Below are 24,654 nucleotides of genomic sequence, written 5' to 3' on the forward strand. Positions count from 1 at the left end.
GTGAATAGTAATTCAAAAAATTAAGTAAGGTGCTTATCTTAAAAAATTAAATGTTATGAACAAATCTTTTATTTCAATTTTAGGAACAAATGATTATTTAGAATGTCTTCATTCATTTAATGACCAAAAAAGCACTCAACCTGTCAAGTATGTTCAAGAAGACTTAATTAATTTTTTTTGTAAAGACTTTAACGAAGGCGATGAAATAAGAATTTTTTTAACCGACTTAGCCAGAGAAAGGAATTGGAAAAATGATGGTTTTGGTAAACCTAATGAAGGATTGAAAAGCAGACTTGAGAAGTTAGATTTAAAATGCAAAGTAATAGACATACATATTCCTGATGGAAATAATGAAGAAGAAATCTGGGATATATTTGAGATTATTCTAAATACATTTCAAAAAGAGGAAAGTGTAATTGTTGATATAACTCATTCCTTCCGATTTCTACCGATGATCCTTACTACTTTATTGAATTATGCAAAATATCAAAAGAACATTTTGGTCAAGGGTATTTATTATGCTGCATTTGAAAGTCTAGGAACCTACAATGAAGTCAAAAACATTCCAATCGAGCAAAGAATAGTTCCCATATTTGATTTAACATCTCTTTCGAAATTACAGGACTGGACAGTTGCTTCATTCGATTTTATTAAAAACGCTAATATTTCAACACTTAAAAAACTTGTAAATAACGAAAGGTATTACGAAAGAGGAAATTACTTAACAGGAAATGTCATTAACAAGCTAGAAGAATTAATTTTGAACATCGCTTTATGTCGCGGTAATGAGCTTGTTCAATTCAATTATGATGAAATTAAATCACAAATTTTAGAATTGAAAAATATGGAAGAACTTACCAAGCCATTCTATTATTTGATAGATGAGCTATATAAGAAAATACAAAATTTCAGTAACGATATTAACGTTCTCGCTTTACAACTTGCTGAATGGTGCTTTGAACACAATTATTATCAACAGATGGTAACTCTGTTACAAGAATTTTCGATAACATTAGTTCTTAAAGCAAATAATATAGATTTCACTAACAAAGATCTTAGAGAAATTTCCTCTCAGGCTTTTAGAATATATGGTGAGAAAATTCCTCAAGATAAATGGAAAGAGCCGGCTAAATGCTGTCCCGAAGTAGTCAAACAAATTCATAATACTGAATTGTTTATAAAACTATGCAATTTATTTCAAACTCTAACAGAAATTAGAAACGATATTAATCATGCCGGATTTTTAAAAGATTCCAGAAAGGTTAATAAGCTTAAGGGTAAATTAAAAACGATACTTGAAGAATATAAAAAAGTAATTAGCATAGATAATAATTAATCACGGTGCTCTAAGTGTCCAAAACTGTTTAAAGAACAAATAACTTATGCTCATCAACCTCTCTAATCACCCAAAAGAAAAATGGTCTAAGAAGCAACTTAGTGCTGCTCTAAAAAAATACAAGCAGATTGTAGATATTCCTTTTCCTCTCATTTCACCAAAGGCTAATACAAGGCAGGTAATTGCAAAGGCTCAAAAGTACTTCAAACAAATTATAGACTTACTAAAAAATTCGCCAGATAAAAATAATGCAGTTCATCTTATGGGGGAATTTACCTTTGTTTATCATCTTGTAAATATGCTAAAGAAGAAAAAAGTTAAAGTCATCGTCTCTACCACACATAGAATTGTGGAAGAGAAAGAAAATAAAAAAATCGTTACATTCGAATTTATAAGATTCAGAGAGTATTAAATGAACACCATCTTTTGTCTTGTTTCTCGCCAATCTATGGCTAATGTGTTGCCTGTTTTTATGTTTAGACCTAACAATGTTATTTTGTTTTCGACTCCTGAAGAAAAAAGAAGTGCAGATAACCTGCAAAAATTATTTCTATCAAAATCAATATCCGTAAAAAGAATTGATGGGTTGAATGCTTATGATTTTATAAATTTCAAAAAGATAGTATCAGAAGAATTATATAATTCAATAGGAGAAACCATATTAAATATTACTGGCGGAACTAAACTTATGGCTCTTGCAGCATATGAAGCTTTCGCTGAAAAAAATAAAAGAATTATTTATTGCGATACTGAACATCAACATATAATTACACTTTTACCTGATTATAAAATTGAAAATCTAAAAGCAGAAATTACTATAAAAGATTATTTACTTTCCTATGGCTATCATATTAAAGAAACTAAAGATATATCTATAGTCTCTAAGTTTTATCCTCTCTTCGATTTTATATTGAAAAATAAATTGATGCAAGAATTTATTTCTTTTTTTAAAAAAATAAGAGAAACACATATTGAAGATTACCCGAAGAAAAATTTGGATAGTTTTAATAAAAATTTTCATATATCTAAAAACTTTGATACCTACACTTTCCACTTTGACCCCAAAAACAGAAAATCTTTTTCACTTACAAGTTCTCAGTATAAATTGGGTGACTGGCTTGAATATTATATTTATTACATACTCAAAGAGAAATATAAATTAAATCCATTAACTGGTGTCAAAATTGTCAGCGCAGAAAATGTTGAAAACGAAATTGATGTTTTGGTTTTGAAGGATTATAAACTTTATAACTATTCTTGCAAAAGTGGCAAGGCAGATAATCAATATGACTTATTTCAACTAGAAACTTTACGAAACATTACAAGCGGTACCTTTGGTAAAGGCATATTTATTACTACTAATAAAGGTTCAAAAAAATTTTTAGAACGCGCAAAAGAATTGTATATTAAAACAATTAATATCTCTAATAATCATGAGCAATTAATATGACTGCAAAAAATATTCTTGTTTGTGTCTCTGGATTAACTCCACAAATAGTTACAGAAACTTTATTCTGTCTTGCTGTAAAAGAAAAAATACCTATAGATGAAATTTATGTTCTTACTACAAAACGCGGTCGAGATGTTATTCTTGGGAAAGATAAACACCCAGCAACTCCAAAAACTCCGCTGAAAAAAGAAATTGAAAATCTCTGTGCTAAGTATAAAATCAAAAAACCACTTTTTGAAGAAAATGATAAACATATAATTGTAGCAAAAGAAGAATCTATTGAATTATTTGATATTCGCTCTGATAAAGACAATATCTTATTCCCAAATAAAGTGTGTGATTTTATAAGAACCAAAACCTCTTCTCCTGATACTGTTTTATATTGTTCAATCACAGGTGGAAGAAAATCAATGAGCGTACATCTTGCTAATGCTCTTTCTCTTTTTGCAAGAGAACAAGATAAACTTTTACATGTTCTTACTAAAGAGGAACACGAATTTAAAGGCTTCTTCCCCACTACAAAAAAAGAAGCTAATGACCTTGAACTTTCTGAAATCCCTTTTGTTCGACTCCGTTCTTTACTATCTGCAGATATTAAAAATGAAAATCTTCTTAACTATAATTTTGATGAAATAGTAAGAATTACACAACAACAATTAAAAATATTATCTTCACCAAGTAAACTTATAATTGATATTGAAAGAAGAGAATTAAGATATTCAAATGATAAAATTTCACTTGAACCTATGGAATTTTTATTCTATTACTTTTTCGTTGACTCAAAAGAAAAAGGTGAAGGAAATATATCTATCCAAGAATTTACTTCAGATAAGACAAAAGCAAAGTTTTTAGAATATTTATCAGAATTTTATCCAATGAGATATATTGATGAACAAAAATGGAGTAAAAAGAAATTTGACGATAAATATTTCCTCCAAAGAAAATCTAAAATCAACAAGAAAATAGAAGAACTTATTGATGATCCAGATATTGCAGAATTGTTCAAGATAAATGTTAACAGAAAATGGGGCGAATCTACATACTTTATCAAAGCAGATAAAAATAGATTTTTAATTAAATAACATTGCAATTCGAAGAGGGAAACTATTTTTTTCTTTAAGCTTAAGTTTGTTATAAACATTTTCGAAACATTTTTATACTTAATCCATTTTTAATATCTCTTTATTTTTACATAACAAAAATTTTTAAGGAGGGCTAATATGTCCAGTATAATCCCTTTCACAAAAGAAAATGAAAATATTTTACCAGATGATTTTGCTAATCAAGATTTTTCTACAATTGGATTTTTAGAAGCCGGTAAAGTCGGTGGATCACCTGCTGCGTTTAATATTAGTCTCGATAGATTTTATGCACGTTTACTTTTATCTAAAGATCAGAAACAACACGATGTAGAGCGTCGCAAAGAAGAAATTGAAATTCATACCAATTCATTTATTGAAAAAATTGAAGTTCATCAAAAAGAAATTGAACGCATTAAAGAAAATGATTTACCAGAAGCTGAAAACAAAGTTAAAGAAGCTAATAATAAATTAAATGAATTTAGAGCTAATCCTTCAAAGTTTATTAAAGAAGAAAAAGACAATTTCTACTTAATGTTTTATGGTATTTTGTCAATTACTGTTGCTGTTTTTCTCTATTTCTTTTATTCATCGGTAGTTTATTCTGCAATTTTTAGAGATATAAGTATTTCAAAGTTTACAATCTTTAACTCTATCTTTTATCCAAAGGCTATTGAAGAATCATTTGCCAAAGGTATTGCTCCATTTATGGTTATAATCTTCGCTCCTTTTATTTTTCTCGCTCTCGGAATTCTTATTGAATATTTTAAGAATAAACCAAATCCTAAATTCAAATACACATGGTTAATTATTGCCATCGGTACTTTTATTATGGATTCAATACTTGCTTATCACATCGCCGATAGAATCTACTACTCTAAAGCTATCAATACTTTTGAAAATGTTAAGCCTTTTACTTTTCTGGATGCAGTAATGGATCTTAATTTCTGGATTGTTATTGCTCTAGGTTATTGTGTGTATTTAGTGTTTGGAAAAGTTTTTTCTCTTTATAATGAACAACGTCTCAATAAAAATAAATTTGAACAAATGGAAAATCTTTTGAATCGCAATTTGCAATCGGCTATTGAAAATGTTGAAAAACTTAAAACAAAAATAAAAGAACTTGATACTGAAATTTACTCACTTGAAGTACAAAAAGCAGAAATAGTCAAAACCTCTGAAAAAATATTTTACAGCCCTCATGAGCTAAGAAAAATTTTATCTGATTATGCATTAGGATGGATTAATTTTTTACACAATGGAAAATATTCTGAGTCAGACATTAAAAGTATTGAGACTACTCTTAATATTTTCTATCAACAAAAAGGAATCAATACAAATGAATGCTAAAATGTACATTAAAATATTTCCTACATTTTTCTTAATAATACTCTTTTTATTTGGTTTAACAGCTTGTTCTGAAAATGATAAATCGAATGATGGTCAGTCAAAATCTAAACAGGCTTATTATAAGAATCTTAATATCACTATACTAATTGATTTATCAGACAGAATTTCGATTAAAAAAAATCCGACTCAGGTTGACAGAGATATTAAATTTATTATGAATGTTCTGGATGCTTTCAAAACCTTTCTTTCAAGAAAAGGTGTTGTTCAAAGTGAAGATAAAATTAAAGTGATTTACTATCCATCTATTAATTATGAAATCTATCAGGATATTGCTGATTCCCTGAATATTGATTTTTCAAATTACGAATTTATGCAACGTAAAAAATTATTTGAGAATATTTCCTCTATATATTACAAAAATTTGAAAAAGCTTTATTCACTTGCATCAAACGCAAAAAGTTTTGAAGGCTCAGATTTGTTCAACTATTTTAAGCATAGAGTAGTTGATGATTGCATTTCAAACGACTCTAATTTTATAAATCTACTTATTGTTTTAACAGATGGTTACATCTATCATAAAAATAGTAAATATCAGGATGGTAATAGATTTAGTTATTTACTTCCGGAAGCTCCTCAGGTTACATATTTTAGAAATATAAACAACTGGGAAACAGTTTTTGATAAGAACGATTTTGGCTTAATAAAACTTCATAATGATCTTTCTCAACTCAATATTCTTTGTGCTGAATTTTCACCAATTGATCATTCGCCTAAAGACTTTGATATTCTTAAAAAATATTGGACTAAATGGCTAATCGAACAAAATATTAACAAAGATAACCTTAAAATTTTACGAACAGACCTTAATACACTCAATCGTGATGTAATATTTGCATTCTTCAACAAAATTCTTTCGAGGGATTTATGAACATTAATTTAATAAGAAGCATTTTGTATAAAATTGCCAAATTTTTGGGTGATATCAATGCTATTCAAAAAGGTAAGATTGGCGAGCGCATAGCTAGACGAGCAGCCGGAAGAACCAGTGGACAATTACTGAAAAAGCTGTTCAGAGCGTTATTTAGAAAATAATTTAGTATTTGAAAGTAATTTTTGAACTCTTATTAACAAATAAATTCTATTTAATTATTATTTCAACGAGGCGTTATGCAAACCAGAATAATATCATTTCAACAAATCGAACAATTGTCTGTTGTACAACTAGCTACTGACAAGCAAAATACTTTTAATTACATTTCATTGTCTAATGCAATTAAAGAAAACTTTGCAGCTGTAGAGGAAATTACCAAAGATGGTATTGTCAATAACTTAATTCTGGTAAATAATTCTGAACACTATATTTTTGCCTCTGATGGTGATGTACTAATTGGAGCCAAGCAAAACAGAGTTCTGAATACTTCAATTTTAGTCCCTCCAAATTCAAAAACAATTATACCAGTCAGTTGTATTGAACAAGGGAGATGGAGATATGAAAGCAAAAAATTTGATCCGGCCGATTACCTCTCTCCTGTCGAAATTCGTATGGCTAAATCACAATCAGTTTTTAATAACTTGAAAACAAATGATGGCCACTTTGCCAATCAACGAAAAGTATGGGATGAGGTAAAAAATATATCTCATTTTTTTAAAGTATTTTCTGATACAATGGACCTTGATGATGTTTTCATAAAAGAAAAGGGAAATATAGATTCAATTGCAAAGAAATTTACTCTCTCAGAACAGTCAAATGGTTTAGCAATTTTTATTAATGATAATTTTCAAAGCATTGATATTTATAATCGCACAGATATATTTAGCGAGTATTTTCATAAACAAATTAAAAGTGCTTTCCTTAACTCAATTAGAACTGAAAAACAGCAATCTTCTTTTGATGAATCAAGAGCAATAGAAATGACTTTTCAATTTTTAGATAAACTAAATAATCTTCATTTTAATATTTTCAATGGCGTTGGTGTTGGTGAAGAAAAGAGATTTAGCAACGATGAAATTACAGGATTCATATTGACATATAAAGAAGAAATGATTCATACTTCTGTACTTAAATCACTTGGGGGAAAGTATAATCATTAAAACCATTGCGTGGGATTTTAATTTACCTTTTATGCAGACAATAATTTTTCTAAAGTTTATAATAAGCAATTTATGGAAACGTTTTGGAAATGTTTTTATTCTATGTATTTGATTTTTTGTACTCTATTTTTCTTATCGTAAGTTTTGATTTTTTATCATACAAAATGCAGTAAAAATTGAATTCTTTATACTGTGAGGGCATTAATTTCAATTCGATTCTTATTGGTACATAATTTTTGGAAGGAAAAATTATGAGCGTAAAAATTAAAATATATAAGTGCCGTGTAATTAATTGTTATAAGCCTGTTCACTACCAAGGCTCATATTGTCAAAATTGCATCGATAAAATCTGTGATGACAATTATATAATCGAAATTTGTGAATATTGCAAAGACATAATTGAATTAACTCCAAAGGGGGACGATAGCTTTTTATATCTCGATAGAATTAAAATTTCTTCCTGTTTTGCTTGCGATTTCCAAGACTTGTTTTAAAAATTTAATTAACATATTGTTAAGAGTTGGTGTAAATATTATATAGATACTAAAGTTAAAATTCATCTTTTCATCAAGACAAAAATAACTTATTCTATATTTGACAGATAGTTAATAAAAAGCTTTCAGAAATTCATTCTTTATACTAATTCAAAAAATGCTATATAAATAATTTGTAGAAAAGAATGAAAAACAACATTTACATATTTTCTAATTCAGTATTAAGCAGAAAGAATAACTCGTTTTCGCTCTACACAATACCTGATTCTGAACCATTTCATAATATCGATATTTACGAATCTGAATATGAAAATGTAATTCTTCCTGCTGAAAAAATTGATACAAATGTTAAACCTAAAAATATTCCTGCAGAAACAATTGAAGCATTTTATGTATTTGGAGAAGTTCGTTTCAATACTCAATTTTTCAAAATTGCAAGTATATACAAAATTCCAGTTCATATATTTAATTACTATGGCAATTATATCGGAAGTTTTCTCCCCGTCAATAACGACAACTCCGGTGAAATTCAAATTCTTCAGTATGAAGCTTATCTCACTTATCCGAAAAGATTAAAAATTGCTAAAGTCATTCTTCAAGCTGCAGTAAGAAATATTCTTTACAATCTTAAAGCTCATCTTTACTCAGGAGCAGAATTAGAAGAAACTATAAACAATATTAGTTCGTTATTTGAACAAATTCATTTTGCAGAAACTATCTCTGAGCTTTTAGGATTCGAAGGCACTCTTAGAAATTTATACTACTCTGCTTGGCCCAAACTAATTAAAAGAGAAAATGACTTCAATAAAAGAATTAAACAACCTCCGGTTGGAATTGTAAACTCTTTAATTTCATTTGGTAATTCTATCCTTTATGGAGTAATACTTTCAGAAATTTATCGCACTAGACTAAATCCATTTATTGGCTTTATCCACGAAGTTGGTGACAATAAGCAACCTTTAGTTTATGATATCTCTGAGATTTTCAAGCCAATAATTGTTGATAAAGTAATCTTTCGTGTACTTAACCTAAATATGATTAATGAAAAAGATTTTCAAATTACTGACGATGGCTATTATCTCAAAGAAGAACCATGTAAAAAATTTGTTCAAGAAATTGAATCCAGACTTTCATCCGTAATTCATCATAAAAGACTTAACAGAAAAATTTCTTATCGTTCTCTTATTCGTATGGAGTGCTATAACTTAATTAATTTCTTAACAGGAAAAATTAAAACCTATGAGCCATACAGAGCCAGTTAATAAAGTGTATTACATAGCAGTTTATGACATTGCTAACCCTAAAAGATTAAACAAAGCACTTAAAACATTTAGAAAATATATGAACTGGGTACAAAACTCAGCTTTCGAAGGCTATTTAACTGCCAAACAATATCAAGAATTAAAAAATGAATTGCTCGAAATTATCAACAAGGATAAAGATTCTATAATTTTTTACTATGCAGAAGAACAGAAACATATTGGCAAAAAAGTTATTGGAATCGAAAAGAATGAAATTACTCAATTCTATTAAAGGGAAACTATGATATTTTTAATTGCTACAATAAATGATTTCATCCATAATTCAGGATATTTTTACTGGGGAAGCAAATACTTTAATATAATTAAACCTTATCTGCCAAATAATTTGAATTTGCTAAAATCAATTCAAACCGCATTTCTTTATTTCATTAATGCCGATAGAAAACTAAATAATGTTATTCAACTCAAAATAACTTCTGTTCAAACAGATAACTACTCATTAAAAATATACTATGAAATCGAAAAAACATTGGATTATAAATCTTTTCAAATCAGAGAAGCTCTTAAAAAGATATTAAACCTCAAAACTATTTACGAAATCCCTTTTTGCTGCGTTTTAAATGAGATTGAATTCCTTGACAAACTTAATGATACTAGACTTATCTCAACAATATCGATGCTTGAAGAACAGAGCAACTGGCAAGAAATTTATCAACTATTGCAAAAATTTCAACCAATTGAAAACCACTTCATCTGGAACGATGCAGAACTTCTAAATAAATTTTCTTTTGCAACCGCAAAACTTTCTGAATGCTCAGAAAATCTTAAGAAAAAATTCCCCGATAAATCTGAAAGAAAAAAATTTATAAAAGAAAAAAAGTATTTCAGAGAGCTTACAATTAAATTAAGAAAACGCATAATAGAACTTGAACCAAATAATGCTGCTTACTATTCTAATCTTGCATATACTTATTACCAATCTGTAAATGAACTTACAAAACCAAACTCAAGAAAAGATGGGGACATAATAGAAGATGCAGAAAATGCTATCAAATATATTGACCTTTCACTAAAATATAATTCCGGCAGAATAACTGACCTTTACAGAAAAGCAATGTTAATATCAAATATTTATGGGAAGTATATATTTTTCAATAATTACTCAGATGAACAATTTCAAGAAAAACTTACTTCATATACCTATGCAATTAAAGAAGGTATTCTTAACTTTCAAAAAATAGAAGCTATTTATGAATCATTTATTAATGAAGAACAAAAAAACAGATACAAAAAAATCTACATAAAAACATTATATAATCTCGCACAAAAATTCCTAACACTTGCAAGAACAAATGTTAACCTTTATTCATTAATTTTTATCAACAAAGAAAATTTGCTCAATGAACAAAAAGAAAAAGACACAATAAATTATCTCCAACTTGCTAATAAATATATTGACAAGTGCATTAAAGAAGACTATAATAAAAAGAAAATTGAAACAGAAACTGAAGCTTTAGTAGAATGTAATAATTTTACAATTGCTGTTTACAAATCATATCTAAAAGGAATAATTAACCTATACCTTTATGCAATAACCAATAATAATGAATATGAAGTAGAAGCAAAAAAATTTCTTTACATAGCCAACGAAATAAATTTCCCTTTTGAAATGCAAAATCAAAATAAGCTGTTCATTTTAGAAAAACTTGCATTACTTAGTTTAATAAAAAAGAATTATGAGCAGCCAATAAAAATGCTCGAGCCAATTTATAGAAAAAAATATAATTTCCCTGTTTATGCAGCATACACACTTGCAATTTCTTTTATATATAAAAATGAACCAAGCAAAGCAAATGAAATAATTGAAAAATACATTGAAGAATCAAATCCACTATTTAAAATAAAATTTCAAAAACTAAGAGAATATTTACTTACAAGAGATAAGAGAATTATATATGAAACAACTAAACATGACTGGTTTGAGGAAGAAATTGAAAGCAGTAACATTCAAAATGAATAAATAAAAATTACTAAGCATTGATAATGTTCATAAAACTAATCAAAAAAAAATAACCATTAATAAAATGCGCATATGTATTATAATGAAATTAAGATTAGAGACTTATGAAAAATTCGATGCGTCATCCCTGTGTAAACCTGTCTTAACATGGAAACAGAAATTCATTAATTATTAAGTAGATACCTGTTTTTAACTAAACTCAAACCTCCCAGCATTTTTAAAGAAAAATAGGTTTGAGAAAAAAATTTCAGGGGTGTATTTAACGCATAATTTTGTGCTAAAAAGATATTTTTTAAATCGAACCCCTTAAACTTGAACAATTATCCCGACTTCATATTTAAAATTATAGAGAAAATTATAAATACATTTTACACTATTTTTGTCTCACTAATTCATTCCAAAATAATTATTCAATAAATCTATATTCACATTTTATTCCTTGCAGAAAAGAATTTTATAAATCTCACATAATATTTTGAAATTATTTTTTTATTCATCTCTAATCCAATAGTAACTAATAAATTATTCAATATGGAAGAATTAACCGAAATAACATCGTATGAAATAGAATTTTCAATTAATCACGATTCTAAATACAATTATTATGTTACTGTAGAAGGAATAGATTCTGCTAATAATCAAAAAACTGTAAAATATGGCTGTAAAAATATCTATGAGGTTCTATATTTAATTCTTTATAAAAAACAATTTACTTTTGTAAAACTTATAGAAAATTATAATTCACTCTATGGTACAGATATCTCCATCGAAATAATTGAATTATAATCCAATGAACAAATGGGGACAATTATGTTGAAGGACGAAAGAATTTCAAGATTATGGGTATCAATTAATGACGATGCCGCATTATATAAATACAGTATTGCTTACTTATTTCATGAAGATGAATCTAATAAAGTGTTATTAGAAACTTATCCAATAGATCTTTTAATTAATTTTGATGATGATCCTGAAATAGTAAAAATGAAAATTTATAATTACTGCAGAACAAAATATGTTGGATGCGATGATATTTATGATTTATTCTCAATGTTAGCTGGACCCGATATCGATATGTCAAAATTTATCTTCTACTATTTTGAGACTAATATAGAAGAAATAGCAGAAATTGATGATCCGTATTCTTTACTTTAACAATTGACAAAATTATAAAAGCAATTTCGAGTTAAACAATGAAATGCGAAGTAAAATATTGTAATCGCGAAGCATCAAAGGATAGTCCTTATTGTTATATATGTCATATTAAAATGAATAATCCAGACAAGTATGCAGCAATTTACTGTAAGTCATGTCATAAAATAATTAGGATAGTTAAAAAAGTAAGAGCAGAACAAAAATCATATTATGAAGGATACTGTCTTGAATGTAAAAGTGACTTAATTGACAAAAAAGTTTCTTGGATAATATATTGTAATTATAAGCAGACATATTAAATTGATTTTATTAATTGCATCACAAAATTAAGTCTGTTTTTCAATTCTTCAATATTGCTGTTATTTTCAATAACAAAATCCACCCAATCTTTTTTCTTTTCATCCGGAATTTGAAATTGCATTCGTTGACGAACTTTTTCTTCTGTTACTTTATCCCTTTCCATTACTCTTTTGATTCTTGATTGTTCATCACTGTAAATTAAAATGACATAATCAAAATATTTCTGAATCTTAGCTTCATAAATTAATGGCGATTCAATAAAAACTATATCTGATTTTTGAAATTCTTTTTTTGCTTGTTCTAAATTTTTTTTGATTGTAAATGGATGAACAATTGAATTTATTTTTTCCACATTTTCTTTTGATGAAAAAACTTTTTCAGCTAAATATTTTGTATTAAGTTTTCCATTACTATATGCTTCTTCCCCGAAAGTTTCAATAATTTTTTTCTTAACCTCGTTATTGTTTTGCATAATTTCTTTTGCCACTAAATCAGATTTTAGAACACAGTAACCCATAGATTCTAAAATAGAACTTACAATCGATTTACCCGCCCCAATTCCACCTGTTATACCAATTAATAATTTCTTTTTCATTTTATTAAAACTGTTTTTGAATATTGCCAAAATTATCTGATAAAATTTTTTAATATGAGTGATAATATTTTTATTTCAAAAACAAAATTATTAAGAAATTCTTTAATAAGTCCTGATAAAAAGTCTTATAAACTATATCAATAATTTTCAATTATCATTCTGAATTTAATTTTTATATTGATCGCTTTGCTCAGTATAACAGTTCATAATACAAATCTCAAAAAAAAGACTGTGCTTAATCACATATATTCAATTAGAATAAAATGAGTGATTAAACACAGTCTTAAAATTTATTTTGCGTAAGCAATTTTTCTTACTTCACGAATAACCGTTACTTTAATCTGTCCAGGATATTCCATTTCTTCCTGAATTTTTTGTGCAATTTCATAAGACAATCTATCAGCAAGATTATCATCAACTCTGTCGGGTTCAACAACTACACGTACTTCTCTACCAGCCTGAATAGCATAGGTCTTAGCTACACCTTCAAAAGATTTTGCAAGAGCTTCAAGATTTTCAAGGCGTTTGACATAACTTTCGAGTGGTTCTCTTCTTGCACCTGGGCGAGCACCGCTTATTGCATCTGCAGCCTGAACAAGTGCAGCAATTGGATGTTCCATTTCAATATCTTCATGGTGACTGCCAACAGCATTAACAACTATCGGATGTTCATTATATTTTTTTGTTAATTCATATCCAAGCAAAGCATGAGGTCCTTCAACATCACGGTCTATAGTTTTTCCAATATCATGCAGCAATCCAGCACGTTTAGCAAGATTAACATCAAAACCAAGTTCTGCTGCCATAATACCTGTTAAATAAGCAACTTCAATGCTGTGTTGTAAAAGATTCTGTCCATAACTGGAACGATATTTCATTTTGCCAATATGTTTTACGAGTTCTGGATGAACTCCATGTAAACCAAGTTGAATTAGTGTGTTTTCTCCTTCTCGTTGAATTTCTTCGTCGAGTTCCTGTTCTACCTTTGCAACTACTTCTTCAATTCTTGCTGGATGGATTCTTCCATCGGCAATTAAGCGTTCGAGAGCAATACGAGCAACTTCTCTTCTAAACTGGTCAAATGCAGAAAGAATAACAGCTTCAGGTGTATCGTCCACAATAACATCAACCCCTGTTGCTGCTTCGAAGGCACGAATATTTCTGCCTTCTCTTCCAATTATTCTTCCTTTCATTTCATCATTTTGTATTTGAACAACTGAAACAGTTGTTTCAACAGAATGGTCAACAGCAGTTCTCTGAATAGCCTGCACAATAATTTTTTGAGCTTCTTTTTTCGCCTCGAGTTTAGCCTGCTCGCGTATTTCTTTAATCATCTGAGAAGCATCTGATTTTGCCTGATTAATCATATTTTCCATAAGCATTTTTTTTGCTTCTTCAGATGTTAAACCTGCTGTCTTTTCAAGCCGCAGATTTTGTTCTTCAATTAATTTTTCTAATTCAAGATTTTTTCTTTCGATTTCCTCTTTTTGAAGCTGAAGTTGTTTTTCGAGTTCTTTAAGAGATTTTTCTTTTTGAACTACAACATCATATTTTTTCTCAAGATTATCTTCTCTTGTTTCAAGCTGTTTTTCATAAGCCTGAAGTTTTTGTCGTTTTGTATTTACTTCATTATCGAACTCTTGTTTTTTCTTAAGCCATTCATCTTTAACTTCGAGAAGTTTTTCTCTTTTTATATGTTTAGCTTCTTTTTCAGCTTCTTCAATAATTTTCTGAGCTTTTTCTTTTGCAACAGCTATATTATTCCTGCCGATCTTAGTATTAATCAACCAACCCAGCAAGAAAGATATTACAGCAGTTACAGAGGTAATAATAAGAACCAAGTACATTTCCAACTGCATATATCCTCCATTATAAGAAAATTTATAATGCAACTGCCGGCCGTTTATATAAAAAGAACCCTTCTTATACAATGTGGGAAATTGCCCGACGCTTTTTACTTCCACTGCCCCCGTTAAAACGGGAGACCGCCAAAAAGGCGGTTGAGGCCTGTAATACACGCCGTGAGCCAATAACCCTATAGTTTATTATTGTTAGTTCTTTTATAAATTGGGCCGGCAGTGCAGAAACTTTTATGATGGAGAGGACATAAATTTGGACTCACTCAAAAGAAGCTTAATTTTCTTTACTTTATCTGTTGCCTGTATGCTGAATTCCCTAAATTTATTCTTTTCCATAAATAAATCGTATGCAATATTTAATGCTGCTATTATTGCAATTGTATCTTTAGGTTGATCCGGTAATTCTTCTTTTGTTTCTTCCATAATACTATTTACATATTCTGCCAATTCAGCTGCAATTTCTTGATTCTCTACCAGCAACGAATATTCTTTATCAAATATTTTTACTTTAAGCTTCTTTTTTTCGCCCATTTTATATCTCTTCCATCATCACACAATATTTTAAGAACGCAAATGATAGTCAATCCTGGCTATCAATTCGCTTATTTTGTTCTTTAATGCTTCTCTTTCTTCTGCATTAAATCTTTCTACTCCAAACAAATTTTCTTCGTTGAACATTGACTTTGAAATTTTTGATTCAATTTCTGATAAACGCTTTTTTAATGTTTCATTTTCTTTTTCTAATTGATTAATTCTGTTGCTTAAAGCCTCATTGGCTTCAATCAACTCTGCACCTTTTTGGATAAAATAATAAATTTCTTTTTCAAGAGAACTTAGTTCTTCTAAAAACATATCATATTTTGAAAGTTCTGCCACTAAGTGCCTCTTAATTTTGCATTTAATTTTTCTTCAATTGCTTTTATTGCATTCCAGAAATCTTTATCAACTTCTTCTTCTGTTAGAGTTCTACTTTCATCAAAATACTCTAACTGAAATGCAAGACTTTTTTTACCTTTACCTAAACTTTCACTTTGGAAAATATCAAATAACTTAATATGATGCAACAATTTAGAACTGGATTTTTTAATCACATCTATTACTGTTTCTGTTTCAATTGATTCATCAAGTATGAATGCAAAATCTCGATATACTTTTGGGTATTTTAATAACTCTTTGAATTCCTTTTTTGGCAATTGTAAGGTCTTAATAATTTCCAGATTAAAAATAAATGTTAATACATCCTGATTTATATCAAACAATTTTAATAATTCTTTTTTAACTATCCCTCCTTTTCCTAAAATTTTATTATCATATTTTATTTGAATACCTACTTCAAATTCATTTGTATCAATAATTTTTTCTGTTTCATAGATTAGAGAAGGCAATAACTTCATCAAAAAAGATTGAGCAAAACCTTTTAAATCATAAAAATCATAAGCTCTGTCTTTTTCATACCATTCTGTTTCAACCGCCTTTCCGCTTAATGCAATTATTAAACTTTCTTTCTCAGAAAAATCATCAAAGCTTTTAATCTCTTCGTCATGTTTTCTTTCAAAAATTTTTCCAATTTCATAAAGTTGAAGATTTTTTTCGTTTACTTTCAGATTATTTACTATTGCTTGAAGCATTCCTGGTAATAGAGATGGACGAAGATGAGTCATTTCAATGCTTTGAGGATTCAAAACTCCAATTGGATTTCCAAATCTTTTAGCAATTTCTTCTTTCAAAAGTGAATTGGTAACAATCTCATAAAATCCAAGTGAGTTCAAGATATTTCTAACATTATCGTTAAATGAAGATTGGTCAACTTTTTCTTCGAGTGTAACAGAAATTTTTTCTATCTCAGGAATTTTATCGTAACCATAAATTCTTGCAATTTCTTCTATCAAATCAATCTCTCTTTCAATATCGTGTCGATAAGTTGGAACAGCTAAAGTTATTTTTTTCTCATCTTCATTTGTAATTTCAAAACCAAGATTAACAAAAATTTTTTTTACTTTTTCTTTTTGAACTTCATAGCCTAAAATTTTTGGGATTCTTTGAAAACGCAATTCAACAGATTTCTGAATAAATGGATTTGGATAAACATCAATTTCACCTTTTGCAATTTCACCACCGGCAGTTTCATAAATTAATTGAGCGGCTCTTCTTGCAGCCCAAACCGTAATTCCATAATCAGTCCCTCTTTCAAAACGGTAAGATGCATCCGTCTGAAGTCCCAATCTTTTTGCAGTTTTTCTAATTGAAGAAGGATTAAAGTATGCGCTTTCAATTAAAATATTTTTTGTAGAAAAAGTAACTTCAGAATTTTCACCACCCATGACTCCTGCAACAGCTACAGGTTTTTCTGCGTCACATATCATTAAATCTTTTGATGTCAATTCTCTCTCTTTCGAATCGAGTGTAACAAATTTTTCACCATCAGAAGCAGGTCGAACTACAATTTTTTTCTTGTTTAAATTATCTAAATCAAATGCATGCAATGGTTGACCAACTTCATACAAAACATAATTTGTAACATCTACAACATTATTTATTGGTCTTAATCCTACACTTTTCAATCTTCTTTGAAGCCATTCAGGAGATTCTTTAATTTGAACATTCAATACTACTTTCCCCACATAACGAGGACAATTAATTTCATCAACAATTTCAACCGAAGCAACATCTTCCGATTTGATATTGGATTCATGAATTTCAACAGGAGGAATTTTTAAAGGTCTGTCAAAAATAGCTGATAAATCTCTTGCTACTCCAATATGACTTAATGCATCTGCACGATTTGGAGTTATTGCAATATCAAGAATTACATCATTGATTCCGACAGCATCTGCAAACAAAGTTCCTTCTTTCAGTTCAGAATTTAAAACCATAATTCCTTCATGATTATCACTCAATCCAAGTTCTTTTTCCGAGCATATCATTCCATAAGAAATTTCTCCACGAATTTTTACTATTTCTAATTTCAATCCATTGAAAGGAATTACAGCTCCAACTTTTGCAAAAGGAACTTTTTGACCTGCTTCTACATTTGGAGCTCCACAAACTACATTATAATCTTGGAGACCATCGCTTACAATGCAAACAGAAAGCTTATCTGCATTTGGATGTTTTCTCTTTTCTTTTACATAACCGACAACAATATTTTCAAAATTTTTAGATTGGTCAATTACTTCTTCAACTTCTAATCCTGCAAGACTTAGTTTTTCTATTATTTCATTAAGAGGAATATCTTTCAAATCAATATAATCGTTAAGCCAATTTAGAGAAATTTTCATTTCATCACCTTTAAAATTGCCTTAGGAAACGAATATCGCTATCGAATAAAATTCTGATATCATCAATTCCATATTTACGCATTGCTGTTCTTTCTATTCCCATACCAAAAGCATAACCCACATATTCTTCTGGATCTATACCAACATTAATCAACACATTCGGGTCAACCATTCCGCAGCCAAGTACTTCGAGCCATCTTCCTTCTTTACCTTTTGGCTGCCACCATACATCCATTTCTGCACTTGGTTCTGTAAATGGAAAGAAACTTGCACGAAATCGGTATTTGACATCATCGCCAAAAAATTGTTTTAAGAATGCAATCAGAGTTCCTTTTAATTCTGCAAATGTAACATCTTTGTCAACATATAAACCTTCAACCTGATGAAACAGACAATAACTTTTGGCACTTATAACCTCGTTACGATAAACTTTTCCAGGCATAATTGCACGAATCGGAGGTTTTTTCGATTTCATTAATCTAATTTGAACAGGTGAAGTATGAGTTCTTAATAAAAAATTTTGATTAATAAAAAATGTATCCTGCATATCACGAGCTGGATGGTCAGCAGGAAAATTTAATGCTTCAAAATTATTGTAATCAGATTCTAATTCCGGACCCTCATAAACAGAAAATCCTAATCCTTTAAAAATATTTTTTATCTCATCGAGAGTTTGAGTAATAAGATGTTTGCTTCCAATAGTTTTAATTCTTCCCGGAAGTGTAACATCAAGAGATAATTCTTTTTTTGATTTTTCTTCGGCTTCAAGTTTTGATTTTAGTTCATCATATTTCTGCTGAGCATAGTTTTTCAATTCATTAAGTTCTTTGCCAACAATTTTCTTTTCCTCTTTTGAAATTTCTTTGAACAAATCAAACAGTTGAGGAATAATTCCTTTACGGCTTAAATACTTTATGCGCAATTCTTCGAGAGCTTGAAGGTTAGTAATTTTTGAAATGTCTTCATCAAAAATTTTCCGGGTATCAGAAATTTTATTTAGCATATTCATCCCCGAGAGTTTAAAATAAATCCCTCTCGATTTTATCAATAATAAATTCGAGAGGGATAAAAGTTAATTCATTGCAAATTTCACTACATCAGAGAAAGCTTTAGGATTCTCAACAGCTAAGCTTGCAAGAATTTTTCTATTAATACTTATTCCTTTTTTATTAAGTGCACCAATCAAACGAGAATAAGTAGTTCCATTTTCTCTTGCAGCTGCATTAATTCTTACAATCCACAAAGAACGAAATTCTCTCTTTTTTAACTTTCTATCTCTGTATGCGTGAAGTAATCCTTTTTCGATATGATGTTTTGCAACTGTAAGAACATTCTTACGAGCACCCCAATAACCCTTTGCAAGTTTAAGTATTTTTTTACGTCTTCTTTTCGACGCAACATGATTTACTGAGCGTGGCATTTTCTATTCCTCTCCAATTTATTGTATCATTATTTTAACTCTTTTTAAATCTGCTTTAGAAACAAGAGTTGCTTTTCTAAGATTTCTTTTTCTTTTTCTTGATTTAGTAGTTAGAATATGTGATTTGTATGCTTTGTTTCTTTTGATTTTTCCTGTGCCAGTAACTCTAAAAGTTTTTTTGGCACCACGATTACTTTTCATTTTTGGCATTATCTCACCTATCTATTTTTTCTTTTTACCTTTTTGCGGTGCTAATATGGCATGCATCGCTCTGCCTTCAAACTTTGGTTCTTGTTCTACTTTTGCAATATCCGACAGCCTTTCAATAAATTTTCTTAAAAGTTCTTCCCCAATTTCAGTATATGCTAATTCTCTTCCTTTAAATATGACAGAAACTTTTACCTTATTTCCATCTTCAATAAAATTTGCTGCATGTCGAGCTTTAAAATCAAAGTCATGAACATCTGTATTAGGATGAAGTCTTATTTCTTTAAGAACGCTAACCTGCTGTTTTTTCTTTTGAAGTTTTTCTCTTTTCTGTTGTTCATAAACAAATTTGCCGTAATCAATAATTTTGCATACAGGAGGATTTGCCTGTGGCGCAATTTCAACTAAATCCATTCCTGCTTCTTCTGCTTTTTGTAATGCATCTTTAATTGATACTATTCCTATTTGTTCTCCATTAGCTCCAATTAATCTTACTTCTGGAGATTTAATTTCCTGATTTACACGGTGTTTTACTTGTGTAATATATTACCTCATTAATTGTGATTAATTCTGTTTTTTATTTCTGATTGAATTATATCAATAAAATCATTTAATGCATAACTTCCTTTATCACCTACTTTGTGTTGACGCACTGATACTGTTCCTGAATTTTTTTCTTTTTCACCAACAATCAACATATAAGGAACTTTTTGAGTTTCCCAATCTCTTATTTTATATCCAATCTTCTCATTTCTTTCATCTAACTCTGCAAAAATATCTAAATCTTTTAATTGTTTGTATATCTCTTTTGCATAATCAAGATAATTTTGTGAAACAGGTACAACTGCAACTTGAATAGGTGCAAGCCAAGTAGGAAATGCCCCTGCATAATGTTCAATTAAAATTCCCATAAATCTTTCAATAGAGCCGAGCAATGCGCGATGAACCATAAAAGGACGATGTTCTTTTCCATCTTCTCCAATGTATTTCATATCAAAACGTTCTGGAAGATTAAAATCAAATTGAACTGTACTTAATTGCCATTCACGATTCAGAGCATCTTTAATTTTGATGTCAATTTTTGGTCCGTAAAAAGCCCCTCCTCCTTCATCAATTTCATAATGTAAATTTTCTCTTTCGAGAGCATGTTTAAGAGAATTTATTGCTCTTTCCCAGATTGAATCTTCACCAATTGCATCTTCTGGTTTTGTAGCGATATAAAATTTCAAATCTTCGAAACCAAAAGACCTCAACATAAAGATTGAGAATCGAACTACTTCTATTATTTCATCTTCAATTTGTTCTTGAGTGCAAAAGATATGAGCATCATCTTGAGTGAATCCTCGCACACGTAATAGTCCATGAAGTACACCACTTTTTTCATAACGATATACAGTTCCTAATTCAGCCCATCTTAGCGGAAGTTCACGATAAGAGCGTAGTTTAGATTTATAAATCATAATATGAAATGGACAATTCATTGGTTTAATATAATAATCCTGCTCATCAATACTCATAGGTGCATACATATTCTCTTTGTAGAATGATAGATGACCACTTGTTTCCCAAAGCCAGCTTTTTCCCATGTGAGGAGAATAAAGAAGTTCATAGCCATTTTTAATATGTTGAGCGCGCCAGAATGTTTCGATTGTATTTCTGATTCTTGCACCTTTAGGATGCCAGTAAATCAAACCAGCACCAGCTTCTTCATGAACACTGTATAAATCGAGCTGCTTACCAAGTTTTCTATGATCTCTTTTCTTTGCTTCTTCAAGAAATAACAAATAATCATCGAGCATTTTTTTCTTCGGGAAAGAAATGCCGTAAATTCTTTGAAGCTGTTTATTCTTTTCATCACCTCGCCAGTAAGAACCCGATACGCTTAATAATTTTATATATTTTATTTTCCCTGTATCAGGGAGATGAGGACCAGTGCACAAATCAGTAAAATCACCTTCTTCATAAATACTAATTACATCTTTTGAATCATCAAGTTCACTCAGGATTTCAAGTTTATAATTATCACCTTTTTTTTCAAAAAATTTAATTGCTTCTTCTTTGCTAAGTTCAGTACGCTTAAATGGATTTTTCTGTTTTGCAATTTCCTGCATTTTGTTTTCAATCTTTACAAGGTCATCATCGGTCAATTTTGTATTAATATCAATATCATAATAAAATCCTGCATCAATAGCAGGACCAACCCCAAACTTAGCTTCTGGAAAAAGTGATTGAACTGCATGAGCCATCAAATGAGAAGTTGAATGCCAATAAGTTTCTTTACCTTCTTCATCATCGAAAGTAAGAATTTCAATTTCAGAATCATCATAAATTTTTGTAGAAAGGTCTTTTAAAGCACCATTAATTCTTGCAACAAGAGCATCTTCTGCAAGACGCGAAGAAATTTGTTGAGCAATTTGAAGAGGTGTAATTCCCTTTTCAAATTCTTTTATAGAGCCATCAGGAAATTTTATTTTAATTTTATCCATAATATACCTTAATTAAAAAAAAACGGAGTTAACTCCGGCTTAATGTGGGTTCTATAGGACTCGAACCTATGACCTTCTGCACGTCAAGCAGACGCTCTAGCCAACTGAGCTAAGAACCCAAAAATTATATAGTCATTTTGGTTGATATCCTATTAATTTCCTTTTGATAATTAAATACTTAAAACAAGTACCGAGGGCCGGACTCGAACCGGCACGGGTGTTTAACACCCACAGGATTTTAAGTCCTGTGCGTCTACCAATTCCGCCACCCCGGCATGTCAAAGAAAAAAGTACCATTTAATAAATAGTGTGCAAATATAAACTTTTTTTTTATTTTTTTGCAATATTGAACAGATATTACTTTTGAACAATATAAAATTTTTTGTTTGATAATTTTTCGTTCAATAGAAATTTGCATACATATCAACAAAGCATTATTTTTGCAACACTAAATTGGGCCCATAGCTCAGTTGGTTAGAGCAGCTGACTCATAATCAGCGGGTCGGAGGTTCAAGTCCTTCTGGGCCCACAAAAACCCTCATTTTTGAGTAAAATGAGTTTTTTTATTTTATCTAAATATTAATTTTCCCATTGTTTGGCTATTCTTAGCCAAAATTTTTACTAACTTTTCGATCTCATTGCTCTTTTACCCCCCCCCTCATTAAATGCTTGGTGAAATAAAATTCTATGGGGATATTTTATGAATAAAATTTTTCTCTCACTAAAATTAAAAGCTTCCCTTAATGGCAAATTATCTACTACCAGAATGGAAAAGCACTTTTAAAAGTACTGGGACTAATATTAAATCTGAAACTTTCCATTTCTTATCTCAGCTCAAAGAATTAATTGGGTGTGATTAAAAAATAATTTTTCAATATTAAAATCTGTGAAGATTTTATTTACCCAATTTTTTCCGGAAGCTTAGGCCTTTTAAATACCTCTTTCTTTTATTTACACACTTTTTAGAACACTACTAAAATTTAATAATAAAATATTCCTTGACATAAAAAAATTTATTCAATAAGTTACTTAACAAGTATATGGGGGTACTTTTGAAAAATCAAAAAGCTTATATTTTTATTAAGAAAGATTCAGATAAACATAGTTTAATTATTTCTCCCAATATGAACAAACCAAAATTACTTGATGAAGTAAGAATACACTTAAGATTAAATCATTACAGCAGAAAATCAGAAGAAGCATACATTGGCTGAATAAAAAGGTTTATTCTATTTCACAATAAAAGACATCCGAATGAAATGGGCAAAGATGAGATTCAGAAATTCACAAATCATCTTGCAGTAGAACAAAATGTTTCATCCTCAACACAAAATCAGGCATTGCAGGCAATATTGTATCTGTATAAAAATGTTTTAAAGAAAGAAGTTGGATGGCTGGATGAAATAAAACATGCAACAAGAATAAAACATCTGCCAATAGTATTTTCAAGGAATGAAATAACAAAGATTTTAAACATTTAAATGGAGTACCAAAGCTGGTTGTTTCACTTTGATATGGTAGCGGTTTAAGATTATCTGAATCTTTAAGTCTTAGAATAAAAGATATTGATTTTGAATATAGACAAATAATTGTTAGAGATGGTAAAGAGGGAAAAGACAGGAATACTAATTTTACCTTTATCAATAATTCCAGAGCTGAAAAATTATTTAAATGAAGTTTATAAACAACACAAAAAAGATTTAAGCAAAGGAAAAGGAGAAACCTTACTTCCATACGCATTAGATAATAAATATCCAAATGTTGTCAAGGAATTCGGCTTGCAATATGCATTCCTGGTAGACAAGTATATAAAGCATAAAGAGAGCGGTAAAATTAAATGGCATATTCACGAAAGTACAATTCAGCGAGCAGTAAAAGACGCTATAAAAAAAGCCAGTATAATTAAGCAAGGTAGTCCACATACATTTCGTCACAGTTTTACTACTCATTTACTGGAAAACGGTTATGACATTAGAACTATTCAAGAATTGCTTGGTCACAGTTCGGTAAAAACAACAATGATTTATACACACGTCCTGAATAAAGGACTTGGAGTTAAAAGTCCATTAGACTGAAATGTTTTAAGAATTATATTATGCAGATGCTATTTTTAAATATTAAGAATTTTACACAAAAACAAAGCTATTGGAATAATATCCTGCAACTGCACGCAGGATATCGTTCCTTAAATAATAAATCTGTGCAGTATAATTAATAGTTATATGGCTAATAAGAGGTGTAAAATGGCAAAAACATCTGTTAAGTCAGCTTC

The 24,654-nt window shown here is 29.4% G+C and carries 27 protein-coding genes and 3 tRNA genes; 18 read left to right on the top strand and 12 right to left on the bottom strand.

Going from position 1 to position 24,654, the window contains the following annotated elements; translation table 11 throughout:
* Nucleotides 1-55 precede the first annotated feature (55 nt).
* The 14 genes from csx2 to VJY32_RS07640 all read left to right on the top strand — a co-directional run bounded on the left by csx2 (nucleotide 56) and on the right by VJY32_RS07640 (nucleotide 12,536).
* Nucleotides 56-1,336, top strand: a complete 1,281-nt coding sequence (csx2, locus tag VJY32_RS07575; RefSeq protein ID WP_353677303.1) for a TIGR02221 family CRISPR-associated protein — start codon at nucleotides 56-58, stop codon at nucleotides 1,334-1,336.
* 46 nt (nucleotides 1,337-1,382) lie between these two features.
* Complete coding sequence (locus tag VJY32_RS07580) at nucleotides 1,383-1,748, top strand: CRISPR-associated protein (protein WP_353677304.1); 366 nt, start codon at nucleotides 1,383-1,385, stop codon at nucleotides 1,746-1,748.
* On the top strand, nucleotides 1,749-2,786 hold the full coding sequence (locus tag VJY32_RS07585) for a Card1-like endonuclease domain-containing protein (RefSeq protein ID WP_353677305.1): 1,038 nt from the start codon (nucleotides 1,749-1,751) through the stop codon (nucleotides 2,784-2,786).
* Complete coding sequence (csm6, locus tag VJY32_RS07590) at nucleotides 2,783-3,868, top strand: CRISPR-associated ring nuclease Csm6 (protein WP_353677306.1); 1,086 nt, start codon at nucleotides 2,783-2,785, stop codon at nucleotides 3,866-3,868. Before VJY32_RS07585 ends, csm6 begins: the two co-directional genes overlap by 4 nt.
* A 138-nt stretch (nucleotides 3,869-4,006) precedes the next feature.
* The gene (locus VJY32_RS07595) at nucleotides 4,007-5,215 is read left to right on the top strand and encodes a hypothetical protein (RefSeq protein ID WP_353677307.1); all 1,209 of its coding nucleotides are present in this window, start codon (nucleotides 4,007-4,009) and stop codon (nucleotides 5,213-5,215) included.
* Nucleotides 5,205-6,143 (top strand): hypothetical protein, encoded by a 939-nt coding sequence (locus VJY32_RS07600; protein ID WP_353677308.1) that lies wholly within the window; start codon nucleotides 5,205-5,207, stop codon nucleotides 6,141-6,143. Before VJY32_RS07595 ends, VJY32_RS07600 begins: the two co-directional genes overlap by 11 nt.
* On the top strand, nucleotides 6,140-6,307 hold the full coding sequence (locus tag VJY32_RS07605) for a hypothetical protein (RefSeq protein ID WP_353677309.1): 168 nt from the start codon (nucleotides 6,140-6,142) through the stop codon (nucleotides 6,305-6,307). The genes VJY32_RS07600 and VJY32_RS07605 overlap by 4 nt, the downstream gene beginning before the upstream one ends.
* A 75-nt stretch (nucleotides 6,308-6,382) precedes the next feature.
* Complete coding sequence (locus tag VJY32_RS07610; protein ID WP_353677310.1) at nucleotides 6,383-7,306, top strand: ARPP-1 family domain-containing protein; 924 nt, start codon at nucleotides 6,383-6,385, stop codon at nucleotides 7,304-7,306.
* 679 nt (nucleotides 7,307-7,985) lie between these two features.
* The gene (gene cas1b, locus VJY32_RS07615; protein WP_353677311.1) at nucleotides 7,986-9,062 is read left to right on the top strand and encodes a type I-B CRISPR-associated endonuclease Cas1b; all 1,077 of its coding nucleotides are present in this window, start codon (nucleotides 7,986-7,988) and stop codon (nucleotides 9,060-9,062) included.
* Nucleotides 9,040-9,333, top strand: a complete 294-nt coding sequence (gene cas2 / locus VJY32_RS07620; protein ID WP_353677312.1) for a CRISPR-associated endonuclease Cas2 — start codon at nucleotides 9,040-9,042, stop codon at nucleotides 9,331-9,333. Before cas1b ends, cas2 begins: the two co-directional genes overlap by 23 nt.
* 9 nt (nucleotides 9,334-9,342) lie before the next feature.
* Nucleotides 9,343-11,082, top strand: coding sequence for a hypothetical protein (locus VJY32_RS07625; RefSeq protein ID WP_353677313.1), 1,740 nt, complete (start codon nucleotides 9,343-9,345; stop codon nucleotides 11,080-11,082).
* 531 nt (nucleotides 11,083-11,613) lie between these two features.
* Nucleotides 11,614-11,868 (top strand): hypothetical protein, encoded by a 255-nt coding sequence (locus VJY32_RS07630; protein ID WP_353677314.1) that lies wholly within the window; start codon nucleotides 11,614-11,616, stop codon nucleotides 11,866-11,868.
* Nucleotides 11,869-11,892: 24 nt separating this feature from the next.
* Nucleotides 11,893-12,237 carry a hypothetical protein gene (locus tag VJY32_RS07635; protein ID WP_353677315.1) on the top strand — a complete coding sequence of 115 codons (345 nt, stop codon included), beginning with the start codon at nucleotides 11,893-11,895 and terminating at the stop codon, nucleotides 12,235-12,237.
* Between the two features lie 38 nt (nucleotides 12,238-12,275).
* Nucleotides 12,276-12,536 (top strand): hypothetical protein, encoded by a 261-nt coding sequence (locus tag VJY32_RS07640; protein WP_353677316.1) that lies wholly within the window; start codon nucleotides 12,276-12,278, stop codon nucleotides 12,534-12,536.
* Here the strand turns inward: VJY32_RS07640 and coaE are convergent.
* From coaE to VJY32_RS07700, 12 genes are all read right to left on the bottom strand, one after another.
* Nucleotides 12,533-13,132: a dephospho-CoA kinase gene (gene coaE / locus VJY32_RS07645; protein WP_353677317.1), complete on the bottom strand. Its 600-nt coding sequence runs from the start codon at nucleotides 13,130-13,132 to the stop codon at nucleotides 12,533-12,535. The genes VJY32_RS07640 and coaE overlap by 4 nt on opposite strands.
* 290 nt (nucleotides 13,133-13,422) lie before the next feature.
* Nucleotides 13,423-14,991: a ribonuclease Y gene (gene rny / locus VJY32_RS07650; RefSeq protein ID WP_353677318.1), complete on the bottom strand. Its 1,569-nt coding sequence runs from the start codon at nucleotides 14,989-14,991 to the stop codon at nucleotides 13,423-13,425.
* A gap of 231 nt (nucleotides 14,992-15,222) precedes the next feature.
* On the bottom strand, nucleotides 15,223-15,522 hold the full coding sequence (zapA, locus tag VJY32_RS07655) for a cell division protein ZapA (protein WP_353677319.1): 300 nt from the start codon (nucleotides 15,520-15,522) through the stop codon (nucleotides 15,223-15,225).
* Between the two features lie 30 nt (nucleotides 15,523-15,552).
* A complete protein-coding gene (locus tag VJY32_RS07660) occupies nucleotides 15,553-15,867 on the bottom strand; it encodes a hypothetical protein (protein WP_353677320.1) in 315 nt (104 codons plus the stop codon).
* Nucleotides 15,867-18,269 (bottom strand): phenylalanine--tRNA ligase subunit beta, encoded by a 2,403-nt coding sequence (pheT, locus tag VJY32_RS07665; protein WP_353677321.1) that lies wholly within the window; start codon nucleotides 18,267-18,269, stop codon nucleotides 15,867-15,869. Before pheT ends, VJY32_RS07660 begins: the two co-directional genes overlap by 1 nt.
* A 10-nt stretch (nucleotides 18,270-18,279) precedes the next feature.
* Nucleotides 18,280-19,272, bottom strand: a complete 993-nt coding sequence (pheS, locus tag VJY32_RS07670) for a phenylalanine--tRNA ligase subunit alpha (protein ID WP_353677322.1) — start codon at nucleotides 19,270-19,272, stop codon at nucleotides 18,280-18,282.
* Nucleotides 19,273-19,341: 69 nt separating this feature from the next.
* Nucleotides 19,342-19,689: a 50S ribosomal protein L20 gene (gene rplT / locus VJY32_RS07675; protein WP_353677323.1), complete on the bottom strand. Its 348-nt coding sequence runs from the start codon at nucleotides 19,687-19,689 to the stop codon at nucleotides 19,342-19,344.
* A gap of 18 nt (nucleotides 19,690-19,707) precedes the next feature.
* A complete protein-coding gene (rpmI, locus tag VJY32_RS07680) occupies nucleotides 19,708-19,899 on the bottom strand; it encodes a 50S ribosomal protein L35 (RefSeq protein ID WP_353677324.1) in 192 nt (63 codons plus the stop codon).
* Nucleotides 19,900-19,911: 12 nt separating this feature from the next.
* Nucleotides 19,912-20,439, bottom strand: coding sequence for a translation initiation factor IF-3 (gene infC / locus VJY32_RS07685; RefSeq protein ID WP_353677332.1), 528 nt, complete (start codon nucleotides 20,437-20,439; stop codon nucleotides 19,912-19,914).
* Between the two features lie 11 nt (nucleotides 20,440-20,450).
* On the bottom strand, nucleotides 20,451-22,382 hold the full coding sequence (thrS, locus tag VJY32_RS07690; protein ID WP_353677325.1) for a threonine--tRNA ligase: 1,932 nt from the start codon (nucleotides 22,380-22,382) through the stop codon (nucleotides 20,451-20,453).
* Nucleotides 22,383-22,427: 45 nt separating this feature from the next.
* Nucleotides 22,428-22,501: transfer RNA gene (locus tag VJY32_RS07695), tRNA-Val, on the bottom strand.
* Nucleotides 22,502-22,570: 69 nt separating this feature from the next.
* A tRNA-Leu gene (locus VJY32_RS07700) sits at nucleotides 22,571-22,657 on the bottom strand.
* 180 nt (nucleotides 22,658-22,837) lie between these two features.
* Between VJY32_RS07700 and VJY32_RS07705 the strand changes: the two genes are divergently transcribed.
* The 4 genes from VJY32_RS07705 (at nucleotide 22,838) to VJY32_RS07720 (ending at nucleotide 24,457) form a co-directional block, all read left to right on the top strand.
* Nucleotides 22,838-22,911: transfer RNA gene (locus tag VJY32_RS07705), tRNA-Ile, on the top strand.
* A 523-nt stretch (nucleotides 22,912-23,434) separates the two neighbouring features.
* Entirely contained in the window at nucleotides 23,435-23,596 is a 162-nt protein-coding gene (locus VJY32_RS07710; protein WP_353677326.1) for a hypothetical protein, read from the top strand.
* 12 nt (nucleotides 23,597-23,608) lie between these two features.
* The gene (locus tag VJY32_RS07715) at nucleotides 23,609-23,863 is read left to right on the top strand and encodes a site-specific integrase (protein ID WP_353677333.1); all 255 of its coding nucleotides are present in this window, start codon (nucleotides 23,609-23,611) and stop codon (nucleotides 23,861-23,863) included.
* A gap of 117 nt (nucleotides 23,864-23,980) precedes the next feature.
* Nucleotides 23,981-24,457, top strand: a complete 477-nt coding sequence (locus tag VJY32_RS07720; protein WP_353677327.1) for a tyrosine-type recombinase/integrase — start codon at nucleotides 23,981-23,983, stop codon at nucleotides 24,455-24,457.
* Nucleotides 24,458-24,654: the final 197 nt, after the last annotated feature.

The sequence above is a fragment of the Rosettibacter primus genome (genome assembly GCF_036860675.1).
Lineage (GTDB): Bacteria > Bacteroidota > Ignavibacteria > Ignavibacteriales > Melioribacteraceae > Rosettibacter > Rosettibacter primus.